This window comes from Streptacidiphilus pinicola, from assembly GCF_003258295.1.
GTDB lineage: Bacteria > Actinomycetota > Actinomycetes > Streptomycetales > Streptomycetaceae > Streptacidiphilus > Streptacidiphilus pinicola.
Map to the genome: position 1 here is coordinate 25,246 of NZ_QKYN01000093.1, position 18,588 is coordinate 43,833.

The window sequence follows — 18,588 nt, forward strand, 5'->3', positions numbered from 1 at the left end:
GTGGGGGGCGTGAAATCGCCCTAAACAAGCATGCGAAACTCTTCACATGACGCGCCGCCGCTCTCTGCTCGCACTCGCCGCCCTGAGCGGCGTTCTCATGCTCTCCGCCTGCAGCGGCAGCAACGCCGCCGAGACCGGCGGAGGCAGTGACAGCGGCTACGTGGCGGGCACCGGCGAGTCCGTGTCCGTCCCGGCGGCGCAGCGCGGCGCGGCGATCAACCTGACCGGCAAGGACCTGAACGGCAAGGCCATCGACCTCTCCTCCTACCGGGGCAAGGTCGTCGTCCTGAACGTCTGGGGCTCCTGGTGCGGTCCCTGCCGCGCCGAGGCCGACGACTTCGAGCAGGTCTTCACCGCCGACCAGGCCAAGGGCGTCGAGTTCGTCGGGATCAACACCCGCGACACCCAGATCGACCAGGCCCAGCAGTTCGTCGCGGCGCACAAGCTCACCTACCCGAGCTTCTACGACGAGGACGGCTCGCTGCTGCTCCAGTTCCCCAAGGGCAGCCTCAACCCGCAGGCCATCCCCTCCACGCTGATCCTCGACCGCCAGGGCCGCATCGCCGTCCGCGCGCTCCAGCCGCTGACCAGCGACCAGCTGAGCAAGATCCTCGATCCGGTGATCGCGGAGAAGTCGTGAACGGGACGGTCCTGCACGGCGCGCTGCTGCTCGCCCTGCCGATCGCGCTGCTCGCGGGGATGGTGTCGTTCTTCTCACCCTGTGTGCTGCCGCTCGTCCCCGGCTATCTCTCCTACGTCACCGGCTTCTCCGCCGCCGACCTCGCGGCCGCTGACGGCCGCCGCCGCGGCCGGATGGCGCTCGGCTCGCTGCTGTTCGTGCTGGGGTTCACGGCCGTTTTCGTCTCCGGCGGCGCCCTCTTCGGCTACTTCGGCAACACGCTCGCGCAGTACCAGAGCACGATCACCCGCGTCTCCGGGGTGCTGGTGATCCTCATGGGCCTCGCTTTCATGGGCTTCCTGCCCGGTTTCACCCAGCGCGAGCTGCGCAGCCACCGCAAGCCGGTGATGGGCGTGATCGGCGCGCCCCTTCTCGGCGTCGTCTTCGGGCTCGGGTGGACCCCTTGCCTCGGGCCGACGCTGGCGGCCGTCAACACCCTCTCCTTCAACCAGGCGAGCGCCGGTCGCGGCGCGCTGCTGACCGTCGCCTACTGCCTCGGCCTCGGCCTGCCGTTCATCGTCGCCGCGCTCGCCTTCCGCCGGACGCTCGCCGCGTTCGGCTGGATCAAGCGCAACAACCAGTGGGTCATGCGGATCGGCGGCGGCATGCTCGTCCTGGTCGGCCTGCTGCTGGTCACCGGGGCGTGGGACCAGGTCACCACGCAGCTGAAGTACTGGTTCCCCAACAACACGGTGGGTATCTGATGACGACCGACCTCGACGCCGCGGAGCAGTTGAGCTCCGCCCCCAAGGAGGACAACGGGGGCGGGGGAGACGTCGGCATCGGCCTGCTCGGCTGGCTGCGCTGGATGTGGCGGCAGCTCACCTCCATGCGCACCGCGCTGATCCTGCTGTTCCTGCTCTCGCTCGCGGCCATCCCCGGCTCGCTGGTGCCGCAGACCGCCGCGTCGCCGACCAAGGTCGCCGACTTCGTCGCCAAGCACAGCACCCTCGCGCCGATCTACCAGAAGCTCGGGCTGTTCCACGTCTACAGCTCGTTCTGGTTCTCCGCGATCTACCTGCTGCTCTTCATCTCCCTCGCGGGCTGCATCGTCCCGCGCACCTGGCAGTTCGTCGGCGTGCTGCGCGCTCAGCCGCCCGCCGCGCCCAAGCACCTGGTGCGGCTGCCCGTCTACGCCACCTGGCGCTCCGCCGGGACGGGTACCAGCGCCGACGCCGAGCGGACGCTGACCGCCGCCGAGTCGCTGCTGCGCCGCCGCCGCTTCCGGGTCGCCCGCAGCGGCGACGCGATCACCTCGGAGAAGGGCTACCTGCGCGAGGTCGGCAACCTGCTCTTCCACATCTCGCTGTTCGGCATGCTGATCGCCTTCGCGGTCGGCAAGCTCTTCGGCGGCATGGGCACCGTCCTCGTCATCGAGGGCAAGGCGTTCAGCAACAACGTCGCCATGTACGACGACTTCATGCCGAGCACCTTCTACACCGCCGACAGCCTGGTCCCGTTCGGCTTCAAGCTGGACAAGTTCGAGGCGACCTACCAGGCCAGCGGCACCCAGGTAGGCACCGCGCGCACCTTCCAGGCCAACGTCTCCTACTGGACCGGCAGCGACCCGTCCAAGGCGGTCAAGGCGAGCATCCAGGTCAACCACCCGCTGGCGATCGACGGCAGCAACGTCTACCTGACCGCGCACGGCTACGCGCCGGTCTTCCAGGTCACCGACGCCAAGGGCGACGTCGTCTTCGACGGCCCGACCCCCTGCCTGCCGCAGGACGGCAACATCACCTCGACCTGCGCCATCAAGGTCAACGACGGCTACGTCGACAACAAGGGGAACGCCACCCAGCTCGGCATCTCCGGCCTGTTCACGCCGACCGCCGCGCCCGCCTCCGAGTTCAAGACGACGGGCCCGCACTCGGTCTTCCCCGACCTGCTCGACCCGCACATGTACCTCACCGTCTACCACGGTGACCTGGGCAACAACTCCGGTGCGCCGCAGAGCATCTACGAGCTCGACACCAAGCACATGACCCAGTACACGGTCGACGGCCAGCCGTTGAAGTTCGACCGCCAGCCGGGCCAGGGCTTCAAGCTGCCGAGCGGCGGCACGGTCACCTTCACCGGCGTCGAGCAGTGGGCCAACTTCACCGTCGCCCACAACCCGGGCACCGGCTGGGCGCTGATCAGCGCGGTCATGGCAGTCGTGGGCCTGATCGGCTCGCTGTTCGTGCAGCGCCGCCGGATCTGGGTCCGCGCCGTCGAGGGCCCGGACGGCGCCACCACCGTCGAGATCGCGGGCCTGGCCCGCAGCGAGTCGGCCCGCATCGCCGAGGAACTCGCCGACCTCGCCCTCGCCCTCCAGGACACCGCCCCGGCCGACCTGCCGGACGAGCCCGAAGACCCCGCAGCCGGCAACACCGCCACCACCGCAGCCGAGAAGGAGTGAACGTGATCCTCGCCCAGGCGGCGATCGACACCAAGTTCGCCAATATCTCCAACATCCTGGTCTACTCCGCGATGGCGGTGTTCCTGCTGGCCTTCCTGGCCTACACGTTCGAGTGGACCTTCGGCGGTCGCAGCCGCGTCGCGCGGCAGTCCGCCGCGCTCGCGGCGAAGGCCGGCGCCTCGCTCGGCCAGGCCGTCGCCGACGCTGAGGCGGAGGGGGCGGCCGCGCGCACCGCACCGACCGTCGCCGTCAAGGTGACCGGCGCGGGCGGTGGCACCACCACGCTGACCCGCACCGTCGCCGCCAAGGCCGGCAAGGTCGACGTGGTCACCCGCGGCGACGCGGCCCCGCCCGTCGACGGCGTAGGTGCCTCCGGAGGCGACGAGGGCGCGGACCGCTTCGGCCGCATCGCCGTCTCGCTGACCACGCTCGCCGCGCTGCTCGACCTGTGCGCGGTCGTCACCCGCGGCATCTCCGCGCACCGCCCGCCGTGGGGCAACCTCTACGAGTTCACCGTCGCGGTCACCATGGTCGCCTCGCTGCTCTTCGTCGTGCTGCTCGCGGCGGGCAAGAACGTGCGCTGGATGGGCCTGCCGGTCACCTTCGGCTCGGTGCTCGGTCTCGGTCTCGCCGTCTCCGTCTTCTACGTCGACTCCGAGCAGCTGGTCCCGGCGCTGCACTCGTACTGGCTGTGGATCCACGTCTCCGGGGCGATGGTCTGCGGCGGCGCCCTCTACGCGGGCGCGGTCGCCGCGATGCTCTTCGTCGCCAAGGACGTCTACGAGTCCCGCAAGGCCAAGGACCTCGTCAAGCGGGGCGGTTGGTGGTCGGACGTGTTCGAGCGGCTGCCCGCCGCGGCCACGCTCGACAAGTGGTCCTACCGGATCAACGCCTTCGTCTTCCCGCTGTGGACCTTCACCATCATCGCGGGCGCGATCTGGGCCGAGGCCGCCTGGGGCCACTACTGGGAGTGGGACCCGACCGAGACGTGGGCGTTCATCACCTGGGTCGCCTACGCCTGCTACCTGCATGCCCGCGCCACCGCCGGGTGGAAGGGCCGCAAGGCGGCGATCCTGGTCTTCATCGCCTTCGCCTGCTACCTGTTCAACGCCTACGGCGTGAGCATCTTCATCAACGGCAAGCACAGCTACGCCGGTATCTGAGGCACTCCTTCGGGCACTGACGGGACGGGACGCCGGGACACACCCGGCGTCCCGTTTTCGTCCCTGTCACCCGCACCAGGCAGAATGCGGCGCAGGCTGGTAGCCGCGGCTTCCGCCGTGGCTTCTGCCAGGCTTCAGGGGACCGGGAGGACGGCTATGACCGCCAGGACGTCGACGGACGCGTACGGCACGGACGGCACCGAGGGCGTCGACCCCTTCGGCACCGCCGCACTGCGCCGACGGGTGCTGGACGCGTGGGCCGCCGCGCCCGCCCGCTTCCGCGAGGACGCCAACGCCGAGGAGGAGCTCGCGCTGGGCGGCTACCGCGACCGCCTCGTCGTCGAGCTCGCCCAGAACGCCGCCGACGCCGCCCGGCGCGCCGGTGTCCCGGGCCGCCTCCGGCTGACCCTGCGCGGCGGGGTGCTGGCCGCCGCCAACACCGGCGCGCACCTGGACGCCGAGGGCGTCGAGTCGCTCTCCACGCTGCGCGCCTCCTCCAAGCGCGAGCAGCGCGACACCGGTTCGGTCGGCCGCTTCGGCGTCGGCTTCTCCGCCGTGCTGTCGATCACCGACGAACCGAGCGTGATCGGTCTGCCGGGCGGCGTCCGCTGGTCCCTGGCCGAGGCGCGCCAGCTGGCCGCCGAGGCGGCGGAGCGGGCCGGGGCCGAGCCGGGCCTCGCCGAGGAGCTGCGCCGCCGCGAGGGCCACGTCCCGCTGCTGCGCCTGCCGCTGCCCGCCGAGGGCACCCCGCCCGCCGGCTACGACACCGTCGTCCTGCTGCCGCTGCGCGACGCCGCCGCCGAGGACCTGACCCGCCGTCTCCTCGACGACACCGACGACGCCCTGCTGCTGGCTCTCCCGGGCCTCACCGAGGTGGTCATCGAGACCGAGGACGGCGCCCGCACCCTCGCCCGCCACCCGAGCGGGTCCGCGGACGAGGTCGTCATCGCCGACGACGAGAGCGAGACGCGCTGGCAGGTGCTCGGCCGCAGCGGCGCGCTCGACGCCGCGCTGCTCGCCGACCGGACCACCGAGGAGCGCCACCGCCCGTACTGGTCCCTCACCTGGGCCGTCCCCGTCGACGACGCGGGTGACCCGGTCCGCGTCCGCAGCGCCTACCTGCACGCGCCCACCCCCAGCGACGAGCCGCTCGGCCTGCCCGCGCTGCTGATCGCGAGCTTCCCGCTCGACTCCACCCGCCGCCACGTCGCGCCCGGCCCGCTCACCGACTTCCTCGTCGAGCAGGCCGCCGACGCCTACGCCGAGCTGGTCCGCCGCCGCGGCGCGAGCCTCGGCTCGCTCCGCCTCGTCCCCGCCCTCCTCGGCAAGGGCGAACTGGACGCCAAGCTCCGCCGCGCCATCCTCGCCCGCCTGCCCGAGACGCCCTTCCTGCCGGAGGCGGGACAAGACCAGCACAGCTTGCCGGAGGCGGGCGACGCGGGCGAGCCGAGCGAGCAGGGCGACGCGGCCGCCGTCGATGGCGAGACCGCGCTGCGTCCGCGCGACGCGCTGCTGCTGGAGGGCGCCGACGCCGAAGTCGTGCGCGCCCTCGCCACCGTCCTGCCCGGCCTGCTGCCCGCCGGGCTGGAGCGCCGTCAGGAGCTGCGCGCCCTGGAGGTGCGCCGCGTCGCGCTGGCCGAGACCGTCGACCAGCTCGCCAACCTCGACCGTGAGCCCGAGTGGTGGCGCAACCTCTACGGCTCCCTCGCCGGCGCCGACCCGGAGGCGCTCGGCGCGCTGCCCGTTCCGCTCGCCGACGGCCGGATGGTGCGCGGCCCGCGCCGCGTGCTTGTGCCAGTGGGGGAGGAGGGCCCGGTCCGCGCCGAGGACCTGGAGGTCCTCGGCCTGCGCCTGGCCCACCCCGACGCCGCCCACCCGCTGCTGGAGAAGCTCGGCGCGGGCGTCGCCACCCCCGCCGGCGTGCTGGACACCCCCGAGCTGCGCGCCGCCGTCGCCCGCTCCGCCGAGCTCGACGACGAGGAGGAGGCCGAGGAGCTCGCCGACGCCGTCCTCCGCGTCGTGCGATCCGCGCTGGCCGAGGGCGAACTGACGGCTGGTCAGCACCCGTGGCTGGCCCGCCTCGCGCTCACCGACGAGGAGGGCGAGTGGACCCCGGCCGGTGAACTCGTGCTGCCCGGCAGCCCCCTGGCCGCCGTCGCACACGAGGACGACGCCGTCTTCATCGACGAGGAGCTGGTCGAGCGCTGGGGCACGGACGTGCTGCGCGCCGTCGGCGTCGCCCACAGCTTCGGCCTGCTCCGCGCCGAGGAGGCCGTCCTCGACCCGGACGACCTGGAGCGCTTCGACCCGACCGCCCCGGCCGACCGTGCGCTCGGCGGCGAGCCCGCCGCCCTGCTCGACGAGGCCCCCGACGGCCTCGCCGACTGGGCCGAGGACGTCACCGAGCTCGTCCTGGGCGGCGCGGGGGACGACCTGCCGCCCGGCGTCCCCGCCGTACCGCCCGTCGCCGCCGAGCTGCTCGCGGTGCGCGACCTCGACCTCGTCGCCGACGACGCCTGGCCGCAGGCCCTCGCCCTGCTCGCCCAGCCGCCGCTGCGCAGCGCCGTGGTGGACCGGGTCCGCCTGCTGCTGCCCGACGGCCGAACCGCCGAGGTCGTCCCCTACGCCGCCTGGTGGCTGCGCGACCACCCCGTCCTCGACGGCCGCGCCCCCGCCGGCCTGCGCGCCGCGGGCGGCGACAAGCTGCTGCGCGGCCTCTACGACGAGGCCCGCACCGAGCTCGACGAGACCTTCCTGCACGCCCTCGGCGTGCGCACCACGCTCGCCGCGCTGCTGGAGGACCCGGACGGCCCCGACGACGTCCTCGACCGCCTCGCCGACGCGGAACGCCCCGTGGCGCACCGTCAGCTGCACGGCATCTACACCGCGCTGGCGACGGTCCCGCTCGACCGCATCCCGCTGCCGGACGAGGTCCGCGCCCTCCCGCCGCTCGACCCGGCCACCCACCGGCGCCCCGCGCACACGGTCATCGTCGACGTCGCCGACGCGGTCGTCGCCGACGCCCCCGACCTGGTGCAGCTGCTGGACGACTTCCCGCTGCTCACGGTCGCCCCCGCGCTCGCGCCGGCACTGGCCGAGCGCCTGCACGTCTCGCTGGCCAGCGAGATCGCGGGTGGCCGGGTGCTGACCGAGGGCACCGTCCGCGCCGTCCCGGAGGAGATCCGCGAACTCCTGCCCGGCTGCCCCGCGGTCTACGAGGAGCACGAGGAGCTGCTCGTCGTCGGCCCCGACGGCGAGGAGGCCCCCGTCGGCTGGCGCTGGGACGCGGACAGCGAGGCCCCGGCCCTGCCGGAGGGCGAGCAACCCGCCGACGCCTCGGACGAGTTCGCCACCGTCGTCCCCTTCGGCACCCTGCACGCCGCCACCCCGGAGGGCCTCGCCGCGGGTCTCGCCTGGGCGGCCGGCGCCTGGCAACGCCGCTTCGAGGTGCTGGCCCTGCTCGGGGACCCGGACCGCGCCTACGAGCTCAGCGCCGCACGGGACTTCGAGGGCTGAGCCGCAGCTGGGTCCGCCGGTTCAGTCGGTCAGTTCCAGCACCGCGAACTGCATCTCGTCGCTCAGCAGCCGGTAGCTGTGCCCCGGGTGCAGCTGCGCGGCGTAGGCCGGGAGGTCGACGGGCGGCGCCGGCGACCAGCCGTAGGACAGGTCCACGACCAGGTACTGCGGCGGGGCCGGCGAACCGCCCAGCCAGTACAGGTCGGTGCGCGAGGCGAGCCGCGGCATCGCGGTGATGTTGGACTCCACCACCGCCCCGTCCGGCACCAGCGCCAGCGCGCGCGAGATCGCGTCGCTGCGCGGCGTCGACGCGTACGTCGACGGCCGCAGCACCGTCGCCGCCGGCAGCGTCAGCGTCGCGCACAGCGTCAGCGCGACGGCCGTCACCGCCGGAACGACGCCGCGCTCGGCGTAGGCGCGCAGCCACCCCGGCGCGTCCTCGCGCTCGCGCAACCGCCGGACCGCGTCGACGAGGGCCAGGAACAGCACCGGCATCAGCACCGCGTTGTAGTGCCACCCGGTGCCCCAGTAGTCCCGGTCCACCGAGACGAAGCGCCACCCCAGCGTCGGCAGGGCCACCAGCAGCAGCGGCGAACGCAGCGCCAGGAAGCCGGTGATCCCCAGCAGCATCCCGAGCGTCGACAGCTTGACGTCGGCCGGGCTGAGCAGGCCCGTCAGCAGGTGCGCAAAGGCTCCGCCGGGCAGCTTGTCCCGGTAGGCGTACGCAGCCGTCGAGCTGAAGTGCGGAATCACGCCCCACACCGTCAGCGCCGTCATGCCCGCCCCGAAGATCGCCAGCATCACCCCGAGCGCCCGCTCGCGCAGCAGGAACAGCAGCAGCCCGACCGCGACCACGGTGACGCCCAGGTCCTCCTTGACCAGCGTCAGCGGCAGCGCCCAGAAGGCCGCCCGGTGGAATCTCCGCAGCAGCACGTTGCGCAGCACCACCGCCAGGATCGGGACGGCGAAGCAGATCTCGTGGAAGTCGAAGTCGACGGCCCGTTGGATCCCCCAGGACAGCCCGTAGGCCACGCCCAGGCAGATCCCCTTGGTGCGGCCCAGGAACCGTCCGGCGGTGGCCGCGACCACCGTCACCGAGCCGGCGAACAGCACGGACTGCGCCAGCAGCAGCGTCACCGTCGAGGGGAACAGCCACCACAGCGGGGCCAGCAGCGCCACGATCGGGCTGAAGTGGTCGCCCAGGATGTTCGCGTCCGCCCCCTTGATGTGCACGATCGGGGCGTGGAAGTCGGCGTACTGGCGCACCTCCTCGACGAAGATGGCCGTGTCCCAGGACATCGCGCCGTCGTGCAGGTAGCGGCTCAGCTCGATGACGGAGTAGACCGCGCAGAACAGCAGCCCGAGCAGCAGGTAGGGCCAGGTGGCCCGCTTGGCCACCAGCCGGTGCCGCACCTGCCCGACGCCGCTGCCGATACCGATGCCGAAGCCGGTGCCCCGCTGGGCGGGGATCCCGGTTGACGCGCGGCCGGCCGCGGCGGCTCCCTGAGTCACCCGCCGCACGGTACCGGGCCGCCCCCTCCCGGTGAAGGGCGACTAGTCGGACGGACGCCGGCTGCGGACGCTCGGCAGCTGCGGCAGACCGATGTTGATCCACCGCCAGACGATCTCCAGCAGCACCCCGGCCACCACCGCGACCAGCACGCCCGTCCACGGGTCGCGCCAGCCCTCCAGATGCAGCTGGAAGAAGTCCTGCGCCCACGGCACCGTCATCACCAGCACGAATCCCAGGCCCATCAGCGCCACCAGGGCCAGCTTCCACAGCGCGTACGGCCGGGCGATGATCGCCAGCACCCACAGCGCCACGATGAACAGCGTCAGCGTCGCCGTCGAGGTGTCCGCCACCTGCCCGGTCGCGTGGTTCGCGCGCGCCAGCAGGTAGGAGGTGAACGCCGCCGCGCCCGCGATCACGCCCGCCGGGATCGCGAAGCGCAGCACCCGCCGCACGAAGCCCGGCCGCGCGCGCTCGTTGTTCGGCGCCAGCGCCAGGAAGAACGCCGGGATGCCGATGGTCAGCCCGCTCAGCACCGTCGAGTGCCGCGGCAGGAACGGGTACGGCACCCGGCAGACGATCGTCGCCAGCGCCAGCAGCACCGCGTAGACCGTCTTGACCAGGAACAGGTTGGCGACCCGCTCGATGTTGCCGATCACCCGCCGGCCCTCGGCGACCACCACCGGCAGCGTGGAGAAGCGGTTGTCCAGCAGCACGATCTGGGCCACCGCCCGTGTCGCCTCGCTGCCCGAGCCCATCGCCACGCCGATGTCCGCGTCCTTCAGCGCCAGCACGTCGTTGACGCCGTCACCGGTCATCGCGACGTGGTGCCCGCGCGACTGCAGCGCCGCGACCATGTCCCGCTTCTGCTGCGGCGTCACCCGCCCGAAGACGGAGTGGTGCTCCACCGCGTCCGCCAGCTTTTCGGGCTCCGAGCCGGGCTTCGGCAGCTGCCGCGCGTCCATCGGGTCCTGCGCGCCCGGCAACCCGAGCGAGCCCGCGACCGCGCCGACCGACAGCGCGTTGTCGCCGGAGATCACCTTGGCGGCGACGTCCTGCCGCCCGAAGTACCGCAGCGTGTCCGCCGCGTCGGGCCGGACCCGCTGCCGCAGCACCACCAGCGCCTGCGGTGCGAGGCCGAGCGCCGGGTCCGGCGCGTCCAGCGGCGTCGGTGTCCGCGCCAGCAGCAGCACCCGCAGGCCCTGCGCGCCGAGCCCGTCGACCTCCGCCAGGGCCGGGCTCCCGGCGGGCAGCAGCACGTCCGGCGCGCCGAGCAGCCACGTCGCCACCGCGCCGGACCCGTCCCGGAGCTCCGCGCCCGACCACTTGCGTGCCGACGAGAACGCCGCGGCCTCCACCACCTGCCAGCCCGACCCCGACGCGGCCGGGTAGGCGTCGATGATCGCCTGCAGGCTCGCGTTGGGACGCGCGTCCGCCGTGCCGAGCGCGCCCAGCGCCCGCTCGACCTCCTCTCGCCACGCACCGTCGAGGACGCGCAGCTCCTCGACGTCCATGCCGCCCTCGGTCAGCGTGCCGGTCTTGTCGAGGCAGACCGTGTCGACCCGGGCCAGCCCCTCGATCGCGGGCAGCTCCTGCACCAGGCACTGACGCCGCCCCAGCCGGACCACGCCGATCGCGAAGGCCACGGAGGTCAGCAGCACCAGACCCTCCGGCACCATCGGCACGATCCCCGCCACCATCCGGCGGACCGCCTCGCGGATGTCGCTGCCGGAGACGTACAGCTGGCTGAGGATCAGCCCGATCGCGGTCGGGATCAGCAGGTAGGTGATGAAGCGCAGGATCGTGTTGATGCCGCTGCGCAGCTCCGACTCGACCAGGGTGAACCGGCTGGCCTCCTCCGCCAGCTGGGCGGCGTAGGCCTCGCGCCCCACCTTCGTCGTCGTGAACGCCCCGCCGCCGGCCACCACGAAGCTGCCCGAGAGCACCGGGTCACCCGGCTTCTTGTGCACCGGGTCCGCCTCGCCGGTCAGCAGCGACTCGTCGATCTCCAGACCCTCGGCCTCGGCCACCTCGCCGTCGACGGTGATCTTGTCGCCGGACCCCAGCTCGACCAGGTCGCCCAGCACGATCTCGCTGTTGCTGATCGCCAGCGTGCTCCCGCCGCGCCGCACCCGGGGCTTCGCCTCGCCGATCACGGCCAGGTTGTCCAGGGTCTGCTTGGCCCGCAGCTCCTGGATGATCCCGATGCCGGTGTTGGCGACGATGATGAAGCCGAACAGCGCGTCCTGGATCGGCCCGACCACCAGGATCACGACGAACAGCGTGCCGATGATCGCGTTGAACCGGGTGAAGACGTTGGACCGGACGATCTCGGCGGTGCTCCGGCTGGACCGCAGCGGAACGTCGTTCACCTGCCCCGCGGCCACCCGCTGCGCCACCTCGGCGTCGGTCAGTCCGGTGAGGGTCGGCAGCGTGCTGGTCATACGGCCGACCCTAGGTTGGCTACTCCTCCCGCGCCTGCTGGGCGCGCCGGATCGCGTCGCGCCGGGCGCGGCAGTACCAGATGCCGATCAGCCCGAGCCCGAAGCCGGCCAGACAGATCCACTGCCAGTCGCCGCGCCCGTGCGCTGCCATGGAGGAGTGGAAGGGCAGCAGCACCAGGAACCCGATCAGCCACAGCACCGTGCCGCCGGTCACGATGGCGACGTCGTTCGCCTCCATCGGAGGCGCCGAGGGCAGCTTGGCGGTCCGCTTCATCAGGCCGGGCATCTTCACAGGCTGAGCGTACCGTGACGCACTTTCTTTAGAGCTTTGCACAGTCTACGCGCGCAGATGGCTAAAGCTTTTTGTTTATTTGATACTGGACGCGCTCGAACTCCCGCTCGAACCAGGATCTTCTTCATGACCTCGTCGGCCGCTCCCGCCACGACCTCGCCCCCCGATCCCGGCCCCCAGACGCCCCGCAACGGGCTGGACCGGTTCTTCAAGATCTCCGAGCGGGGCTCCAGCTTCGGCCGCGAGATCCGCGGCGGCGCCGCGACGTTCTTCGCGATGGCCTACATCATCGTGCTGAACCCGATCATCCTGTCCTCGGCGACCGACAAATTCGGCCACCACCTGAGCAGCGGTCAGTTGGTCACGGCGACGGTTCTCACCGCCGGCTTCACGACGTTGCTGATGGGCGTCTTCGCCAACGTCCCGATCGCGCTCGCGGCCGGCCTCGGTGTCAACAGCGTCGTCGCGCTGCAGCTCGCCCCGAAGATGACCTGGCCGGACGCGATGGGCATGGTCATCCTGGCCGGCATCGCCATCATGGTGCTGGTCGCCACCGGCCTGCGCGAGCGCGTCATGGCCGCGGTGCCGCTCAGCCTCCGCAAGGCCATCGCCATCGGCATCGGCCTCTTCATCGCCCTGATCGGCCTGGTCGACGGCGGTTTCGTCACCCGCATCCCGGACGCCGCCCACACCACCGTCCCGATCCAGCTCGGCGGCAACGGCCACCTCAACGGCTGGCCCACCCTGGTCTTCGTCCTCGGCGCCCTGCTCACGCTGATCCTGCTGGTCCGCAAGGTCCCGGGCGCGATCCTGATCTCCATCGTGGCCGCCACCGTCTTCGCGATGATCGTCGACAAGGTCGCCACCATCCCCGCCGCGAGCTGGGGCCTCACCGTCCCGGCCCTGCCGCACAACCTCGTCGCGGCCCCGGACTTCGGCCTGCTCGGCAAGGTCTCCCTCTTCGGCGGCTTCAGTCAGGTCGGCGTGCTGACCGGCATTCTGTTCGTCTTCACCGTGCTGCTGTCCTGCTTCTTCGACGCCATGGGCACCGTCCTCGGCGTCGCCGAGGAAGCCCACCTCCTCGACAAGCAGGGCAACCTCCCGGGCATGAACAAGGTGCTGATGATCGACGGCATCGCGACCCTCACCGGCGGCGCCACCTCCAGCTCCGCCGGCACCTGCTTCGCCGAGTCCACCACCGGCGTCGGCGAGGGCGCCCGCACCGGCCTCGCCTCCGTCGTCACCGGCCTCTTCTTCGTCGCCGCCCTCTTCCTCACCCCGCTGGCCACCATGGTCCCCAGCCAGGCGGCCACCCCGGCCCTCCTGGTCGTCGGCTTCCTGATCATGGCCAGCGGCATCGGCCAGATCGACTGGGCGGACTTCACGATCGCCATCCCGTCGTTCCTGACCATGGTGATCATGCCGTTCACCTACTCGATCACCAACGGGATCGGGATCGGTTTCATCATCTTCTGCATCCTGCGCATCGCCACCGGGCGCTGGCGTGAGGTGCCGATCCCGCTGTACGTGGTGGCGGCAGTGTTCACCTTCTACTACCTGATGCCAGCACTGGGCATCGGGCAGTGAGTCCCGGCCGGTGAACCGAGGCGCGGATGGCCTCCTGGGCGGAGCTTGAGCGAGGGGCGCCGACCCTTGCCGGGGCGGGGCGGGCACGGCTGGACGAGTGCCGTGTGGCCCTGACCGGGTGCAGCCACATCCCGACGGCGCTCGCCACCAGGCCCGACCACGACCCGGGTCCGGCGGCCCTCGCGCCCGCCGCTCATGCCGGGTTCACGCCGAGCCCCCGTAGCCCCGCCGCCGCGACGCGGGCCATGGAGCGCAGCTCCTGTTCCAGCACCTCGCGGCCCCTGGGGGTCAGCTGCACGGGCCGGGTGCGCTCGACCTCGTCGAGGGGCTCGATCAGTCCCTTGGCCTCGAGTCGCGTCAGCGCGCCGTAGAGGCTGCCGGGGCCGAGGCGCTGACCGGTCAGCCCTTCGATGGCGGTGTTGATCGCATACCCGTGCAGCGGCCCGTTGGCGAGCGCACAGAGCACCAGCGTCTGGGCGTCGTTGGCCTGCATGCGTTGTTCTCCTCGCGCATGTCGCGTGAGCGTCAGCGCCTGCAGACTACTACGCGACGAGTACTACGCGGCGGGGCGCAAACAGGCCGTGGCCGACGGAGCGTCAGGTCCGGTAGGCGTAGTAGTACGCGTCCGGGTAGACGGAGACCAGGCTGGCCACCGAGCGGTTCAGGGTGTTGGTGGAGTGGTACGTCACGTACGGCATGCCGGACCCGCTCCGATAAGTGACGATCATGGAGTGGTCCTTCGAGCCGTCGCGGTCGAAGTCCATCTGCAGGATGTCGCCGACGCCGAGCTGGTAGACGTCCGGGAGGTTCGTGACGCGCCGGCTCGACAGGGCATACCAGGACCACTCGTTCACACCGTTCCAGGACCAGCTCTGCGTCGCCGGGTTGGTCGCGCTGTACCACCAGGTGTGGTCGTAGTCCGAGGCCCAGCCGGAGGCGAACTGCCAGCCGCCCGCCTTGAGGGACTGGCTGATGAAGTTGGTGCAGTCCCCGCCGGCGCCGTTGAACTGCCGGTAGGCCGGGTTGTAGTGGCTCCAGTAGGTCTCCGCGTACGCGGCCATCGCGGTGTAGTCGTTTGTGCCGGACTTCGCGGGCTTCGGGCGGGGCGCGGCCGGCCATGCGGTGCTCGCGGCCGTCGCCTGCGGCGGGTCGGTCAGCTTGGCGAGCGGGGAGTCGACGTGGACGGCGAGGTGGGCCGCGGCCGGCGCGGGGGTGTCGAAGCCCGTCGGGGTGGGCTCGTTGACCTGCGGGACCCCGGGGCCGCCCGGGGCGGTGTCGAGGTCGGTGAGGCCGGTCAGCTGCCAGTGACCCTCGGGCGTCGCGACGAACGTCGCCTCGTGCTGCGCCTGGAACCCGGTCGTCGGGGGCTCGTCGCCGCGCAGCTTCTCGTACGTCAGTGTCGTGGTCTCGGTGACCAGCACGTCCGCCCGGTGGCCGCTGATCCGCACCCGGTCCACCGTCACCGCGGTGCTGCCCGCGCGGTACGCCTCCCCGGCGGCCCGTAGCCGCGCGCGGCGCGTCTGCAGCGAGGCGTCCACGGCGTTCTCGCTGCGCGCCTCCGCCGCCGCGAGCCCGACGCCTGCGCGCGCGTCCGCGGTGAGGGCGGCCAGCGGCGTACGCGCCTGGCGGTGGTCCACCAATGCCGCGGTGCGCTGCGCCAGCACGGCCTCGGCGAGGCGCCCGAACGCGGCGACGGTGGCGGGCGTCGCGGTGGCGGCGCGGCCCGGGGCGGACTCCGCGGCGGAGGCGGTCGGGATGGCAGTGGCGGCCAAGGCCGCCGTCAGTGCGGCGCCTGCGGCGGCGCGCCGGATGCTTCGTTTCACGTGGGTTCCCCTCCCTTGCCCGACCTGTGGTGATCCGGGCATCGGCATCGTCGCACTGTTGCGCGAGTCACAGGGGTCACATGGGGAATCTCATTTTCTTTAGCAAAGGTAATGAGCTAGGGTAACTATCATGTCTGAGTTGCCGGAGCCGACGGACGACGTCGCGATCGCCACCCTGCGTTCCGCGGTGATGCGACTGGCTCGGCGGCTGCGCCATCAGCGGGTGGAGGAGTCACTCACACCCACCGAGATGCAGGTCCTGGCCACGCTCGCGCGCTGCGGGAGCGCCACCCCGGGGGAGCTCGCCCGGCGCGAGCATGTGCAGCCGCCGTCGATGACGAGGATCATCGCGATGCTGGAGGAGAAGGGCCTGGTGCGGCGCGAGCCGCACCCCCAGGACCGCCGGCAGGTGGTCGTCAGCAGCACCGAGCAGGCCGAGAGCATTCTCGACCAGAGTCGAGCCAAGCGTGACGCCTGGCTGGCCCAGCTCACTTCGGGTCTGACCGAGGAGGAGCGGGCCGTCCTGCGCGCCGCCGCGCCCGTCCTCGAGAAGCTCGCGCAACTCTGAACCACGGCGACACCGCACCGTCGGATTCGGCACTCAGGCATACGGAGGAGAGAGAACAGAAACACAACCGCACAGGGGACACGAAGCCTTGCATTCGTCGCACGGAGAGCCTGAGACAACCGAAGCCAAGACGATCCACAACAACTCCATAGGCAGTAACGCCTCAACAGGCGCCAAGCGCGGAGGCATGTTCTCCGCCCTGCACAACCGCAACTACCGCTACTTCTTCGCGGGACAGGTCGTGTCCAACTCGGGCACCTGGATCTCCCGCATCGCCCAGGACTGGCTGGTGCTCAGTCTCACGGGCAGCGCCTTCGCCGTGGGCATCACCACGGCCATGCAGTTCCTGCCGGTGCTGCTGTTCGGCCTGTTCGGCGGCGTCATCGCCGACCGCTTCCCGAAGCGGAAGCTGCTGATGGCCACCCAGGGCGCCATGGGCCTGCTCGCGGCCGGCCTGGCCGCGCTGACCCTCGCCGGGGTCGTCCGGCCCGAGCACATCTACGTGTTCGCCTTCCTGCTCGGCCTGGTGACGGTCGTGGACAACCCCGCCCGGCAGACCTTCGTGGTGGAGATGGTCGGCAAGGCCGACCTGGCCAACGCCGTCAGTCTCAACTCGGCCAACTTCCAGACCGCACGTCTCGTCGGCCCCGCCATCGCGGGTGCGCTGATGGCCGCCGTCGGCGCCGGGTGGGCCTTCGCGGTCAACGCGTTGTCCTTCGGCGCGGTGATCCTCGGCCTGATGGCGATGCGCGGCAGCGAGCTGCGCCGCCAGCCCCGACTCCCGCGCGAGAAGGGCCAGCTGCGCGAGGGCCTGCGCTACGTCGGCGAGCGCCCCGACCTGATCTGGCCGATCGTGCTGATCGGCTTCATCGGCACCTTCGGCTTCAACTTCCCGACGGTGCTCTCGGGCTTCGCGTACTCGGTCTTCCATGTCGGACCCGGCCAGTACGGTCTGCTCAACACCGCGTTGGCCGTCGGCTCCCTGGTCGGCGCGCTGCTCGCCGCGCGCCGCTCCCGGCCCCGGCTGCGCCTGCTGGTCGCGGCGGCCCTCGGCTTCGGTCTGCTGGAGGCGCTGGCCGGCCTGGCGCCGGACTTCTGGGCCTTCGCGGTGCTGCTGACCCTGGTCGGCCTGCTCGGCCTGACGTTCAACACGGCGGCCAACGCGCTCGTTCAGCTGCGCACCGCGCCGGAGATGCGCGGACGGGTGATGAGCCTGTTCATGATGGTCTTCGCCGGCGGGACGCCGCTGGGCGCGCCGGTCGTGGGCTGGCTGACGCAGCAGTACGGGCCGCGGGTGGGCCTGATGGCGTGCGGTCTGGTCTCGGCCGGCGCGGCGGGGCTGATCGGTCTGGTGCTGGCCCGGATCGGCAACCTGCGGCTCCAGCTGGACCTGGCGCACGGGTTCGGCCAGGAGGGGCGCGTGCTGGCGCTGGTGCCGCGCTGATGTGATCACATCCCGTCTGAGCTGGGGGTTTTCACTCTTGTGAGTGATGACGGGGAGGGGATGAGGTGTCAAACTTGTTCTATGGACGCCTCGATGTTCGGGGGCGGTTGTGAAGGTGGAGAGGCGTCCATGGGTGGGGGTTTTGCCTCGCTCGGGGATGCTTTTCTGGCTGATCCGCTGACCCCGGTTTCCTCTCGCCAGTCATCCCGCTCTCTTTCCTCCTCCCCTTCTTCGTCTTCTCCTGCTGCTTCGGCTTCTGCTGCTTCTGTTGTTGATGTGTTGCGGACGTTGCCGTCGGTGGTGCTTGCCTTGTTGGCTGGGTTGGCCGGTGAGGGTGATGAGGCGTTGGTGGCTGCGGGTCCGCATTTTCAGGCGGAGCAGTTGTTGGCGTTGGAGCGGTTGGAGGAGCGGCTGGCGGCGGAGAAGTTGCGTCGGTTGGCGGTGTTCGACCGTATGGGTGGGGCGTTGGCGGTGCGGTCGCGTTCGACGAAGGGTTTCCTGCGTACGCATGCGCAGATGTCCCAGGGGCGGGCGAATCGGTTGGTGGTGTTGGCGCGGGAGTTGGACCGGTTGCCGGTGGTGCGTGATGCGCAGGCGGCGGGGGTGTTGTCGGCGGACCAGGGGGAGGTGCTCGCGCGCGAGCTCGCGCCGGTCGATGATCCGCGGGCGCGGGCGGAGGCCGCGGTGTTGATGGTGGAGCACGCGCCGCGGCTGCACTTGGCCCAGGTGCGTCAGGCCGCCCGGCAGTTGCATGCCCATCTGGTTCCCGAGCGTGACAGCGAGGGTGTGGGCGGCGGGCGGGCGGCGAGGCCGTTCCAGTCGTGGGTGAGGCTGTCGCAGACCGGGACGACGTCGGATCCGTTCTGGGTGGTGTCGGGGGAGTTGTCGCCGCTGGTGGGGGAGAAGCTGCGCACCGCGTTGGAGGCGGCGATGGGTACTCCGGTCGAGGGGGAGTCGCGGACGCATGCGGAGCGGATGGGTGACGCGCTGGGCGTGGTCACCGATCTCGCGCTCGGGTGTGGGGCGTTGCCGGTGACGGGCGGGCAGCGGCCGCACCTGACGTTGATCGCGGACCTGGACGCGTTGCGGGCCACGGTGTGCCCGGCTCACCCCGCCCTCGACGAGCACGAGGACGACGACGAGGGCGGGGTGAGCCGGGCA

At 71.8% G+C, this 18,588-nt stretch carries 14 protein-coding genes; 9 read left to right on the forward strand and 5 right to left on the reverse strand.

Going from position 1 to position 18,588, the window contains the following annotated elements; translation table 11 throughout:
* Positions 1-46 precede the first annotated feature (46 nt).
* The 5 genes from DN069_RS23630 (at position 47) to DN069_RS23650 (ending at position 7,759) form a co-directional block, all read left to right on the forward strand.
* Positions 47-640, forward strand: a complete 594-nt coding sequence (locus DN069_RS23630; RefSeq protein ID WP_111504008.1) for a TlpA family protein disulfide reductase — start codon at positions 47-49, stop codon at positions 638-640.
* On the forward strand, positions 637-1,383 hold the full coding sequence (locus DN069_RS23635) for a cytochrome c biogenesis CcdA family protein (protein ID WP_243639643.1): 747 nt from the start codon (positions 637-639) through the stop codon (positions 1,381-1,383). The genes DN069_RS23630 and DN069_RS23635 overlap by 4 nt, the downstream gene beginning before the upstream one ends.
* The gene (resB, locus tag DN069_RS23640) at positions 1,383-3,080 is read left to right on the forward strand and encodes a cytochrome c biogenesis protein ResB (RefSeq protein ID WP_111504010.1); all 1,698 of its coding nucleotides are present in this window, start codon (positions 1,383-1,385) and stop codon (positions 3,078-3,080) included. Before DN069_RS23635 ends, resB begins: the two co-directional genes overlap by 1 nt.
* Positions 3,081-3,085: 5 nt before the next feature.
* The gene (gene ccsB, locus DN069_RS23645; protein ID WP_243639648.1) at positions 3,086-4,243 is read left to right on the forward strand and encodes a c-type cytochrome biogenesis protein CcsB; all 1,158 of its coding nucleotides are present in this window, start codon (positions 3,086-3,088) and stop codon (positions 4,241-4,243) included.
* 156 nt (positions 4,244-4,399) lie between these two features.
* Positions 4,400-7,759, forward strand: coding sequence for a sacsin N-terminal ATP-binding-like domain-containing protein (locus DN069_RS23650; RefSeq protein ID WP_111504012.1), 3,360 nt, complete (start codon positions 4,400-4,402; stop codon positions 7,757-7,759).
* 21 nt (positions 7,760-7,780) lie between these two features.
* Here DN069_RS23650 and DN069_RS23655 read toward each other — a convergent pair whose 3' ends face one another.
* Genes DN069_RS23655 through DN069_RS23665 form a run of 3 tightly spaced genes read right to left on the reverse strand, consistent with a single transcriptional unit; the run spans position 7,781 to position 11,999 of the window.
* Positions 7,781-9,271, reverse strand: coding sequence for a DUF2079 domain-containing protein (locus DN069_RS23655; protein ID WP_243639645.1), 1,491 nt, complete (start codon positions 9,269-9,271; stop codon positions 7,781-7,783).
* Positions 9,272-9,313: 42 nt separating this feature from the next.
* Positions 9,314-11,713 carry an HAD-IC family P-type ATPase gene (locus tag DN069_RS23660; protein ID WP_111504014.1) on the reverse strand — a complete coding sequence of 800 codons (2,400 nt, stop codon included), beginning with the start codon at positions 11,711-11,713 and terminating at the stop codon, positions 9,314-9,316.
* Between the two features lie 19 nt (positions 11,714-11,732).
* The gene (locus DN069_RS23665) at positions 11,733-11,999 is read right to left on the reverse strand and encodes a DUF2530 domain-containing protein (protein ID WP_243639650.1); all 267 of its coding nucleotides are present in this window, start codon (positions 11,997-11,999) and stop codon (positions 11,733-11,735) included.
* Between the two features lie 132 nt (positions 12,000-12,131).
* Between DN069_RS23665 and DN069_RS23670 the strand changes: the two genes are divergently transcribed.
* Complete coding sequence (locus tag DN069_RS23670) at positions 12,132-13,592, forward strand: NCS2 family permease (protein ID WP_111504016.1); 1,461 nt, start codon at positions 12,132-12,134, stop codon at positions 13,590-13,592.
* Between the two features lie 193 nt (positions 13,593-13,785).
* Here DN069_RS23670 and DN069_RS23675 read toward each other — a convergent pair whose 3' ends face one another.
* Together DN069_RS23675 and DN069_RS23680 are read right to left on the reverse strand one after the other, a co-directional pair.
* Positions 13,786-14,085, reverse strand: coding sequence for a PadR family transcriptional regulator (locus DN069_RS23675; protein ID WP_111504018.1), 300 nt, complete (start codon positions 14,083-14,085; stop codon positions 13,786-13,788).
* Between the two features lie 103 nt (positions 14,086-14,188).
* A complete protein-coding gene (locus DN069_RS23680) occupies positions 14,189-15,415 on the reverse strand; it encodes an amidase domain-containing protein (protein ID WP_243639646.1) in 1,227 nt (408 codons plus the stop codon).
* Positions 15,416-15,545: 130 nt separating this feature from the next.
* Between DN069_RS23680 and DN069_RS23685 the strand changes: the two genes are divergently transcribed.
* The 3 genes from DN069_RS23685 to DN069_RS23695 all read left to right on the forward strand — a co-directional run.
* Positions 15,546-15,983, forward strand: coding sequence for a MarR family winged helix-turn-helix transcriptional regulator (locus DN069_RS23685; protein WP_111504022.1), 438 nt, complete (start codon positions 15,546-15,548; stop codon positions 15,981-15,983).
* Positions 15,984-16,170: 187 nt separating this feature from the next.
* Positions 16,171-17,427, forward strand: a complete 1,257-nt coding sequence (locus DN069_RS23690) for an MFS transporter (RefSeq protein ID WP_111504024.1) — start codon at positions 16,171-16,173, stop codon at positions 17,425-17,427.
* Between the two features lie 81 nt (positions 17,428-17,508).
* A partial coding sequence (locus DN069_RS23695) for a DUF222 domain-containing protein (protein WP_165845612.1) occupies positions 17,509-18,588 on the forward strand: 1,080 nt, incomplete at its 3' end.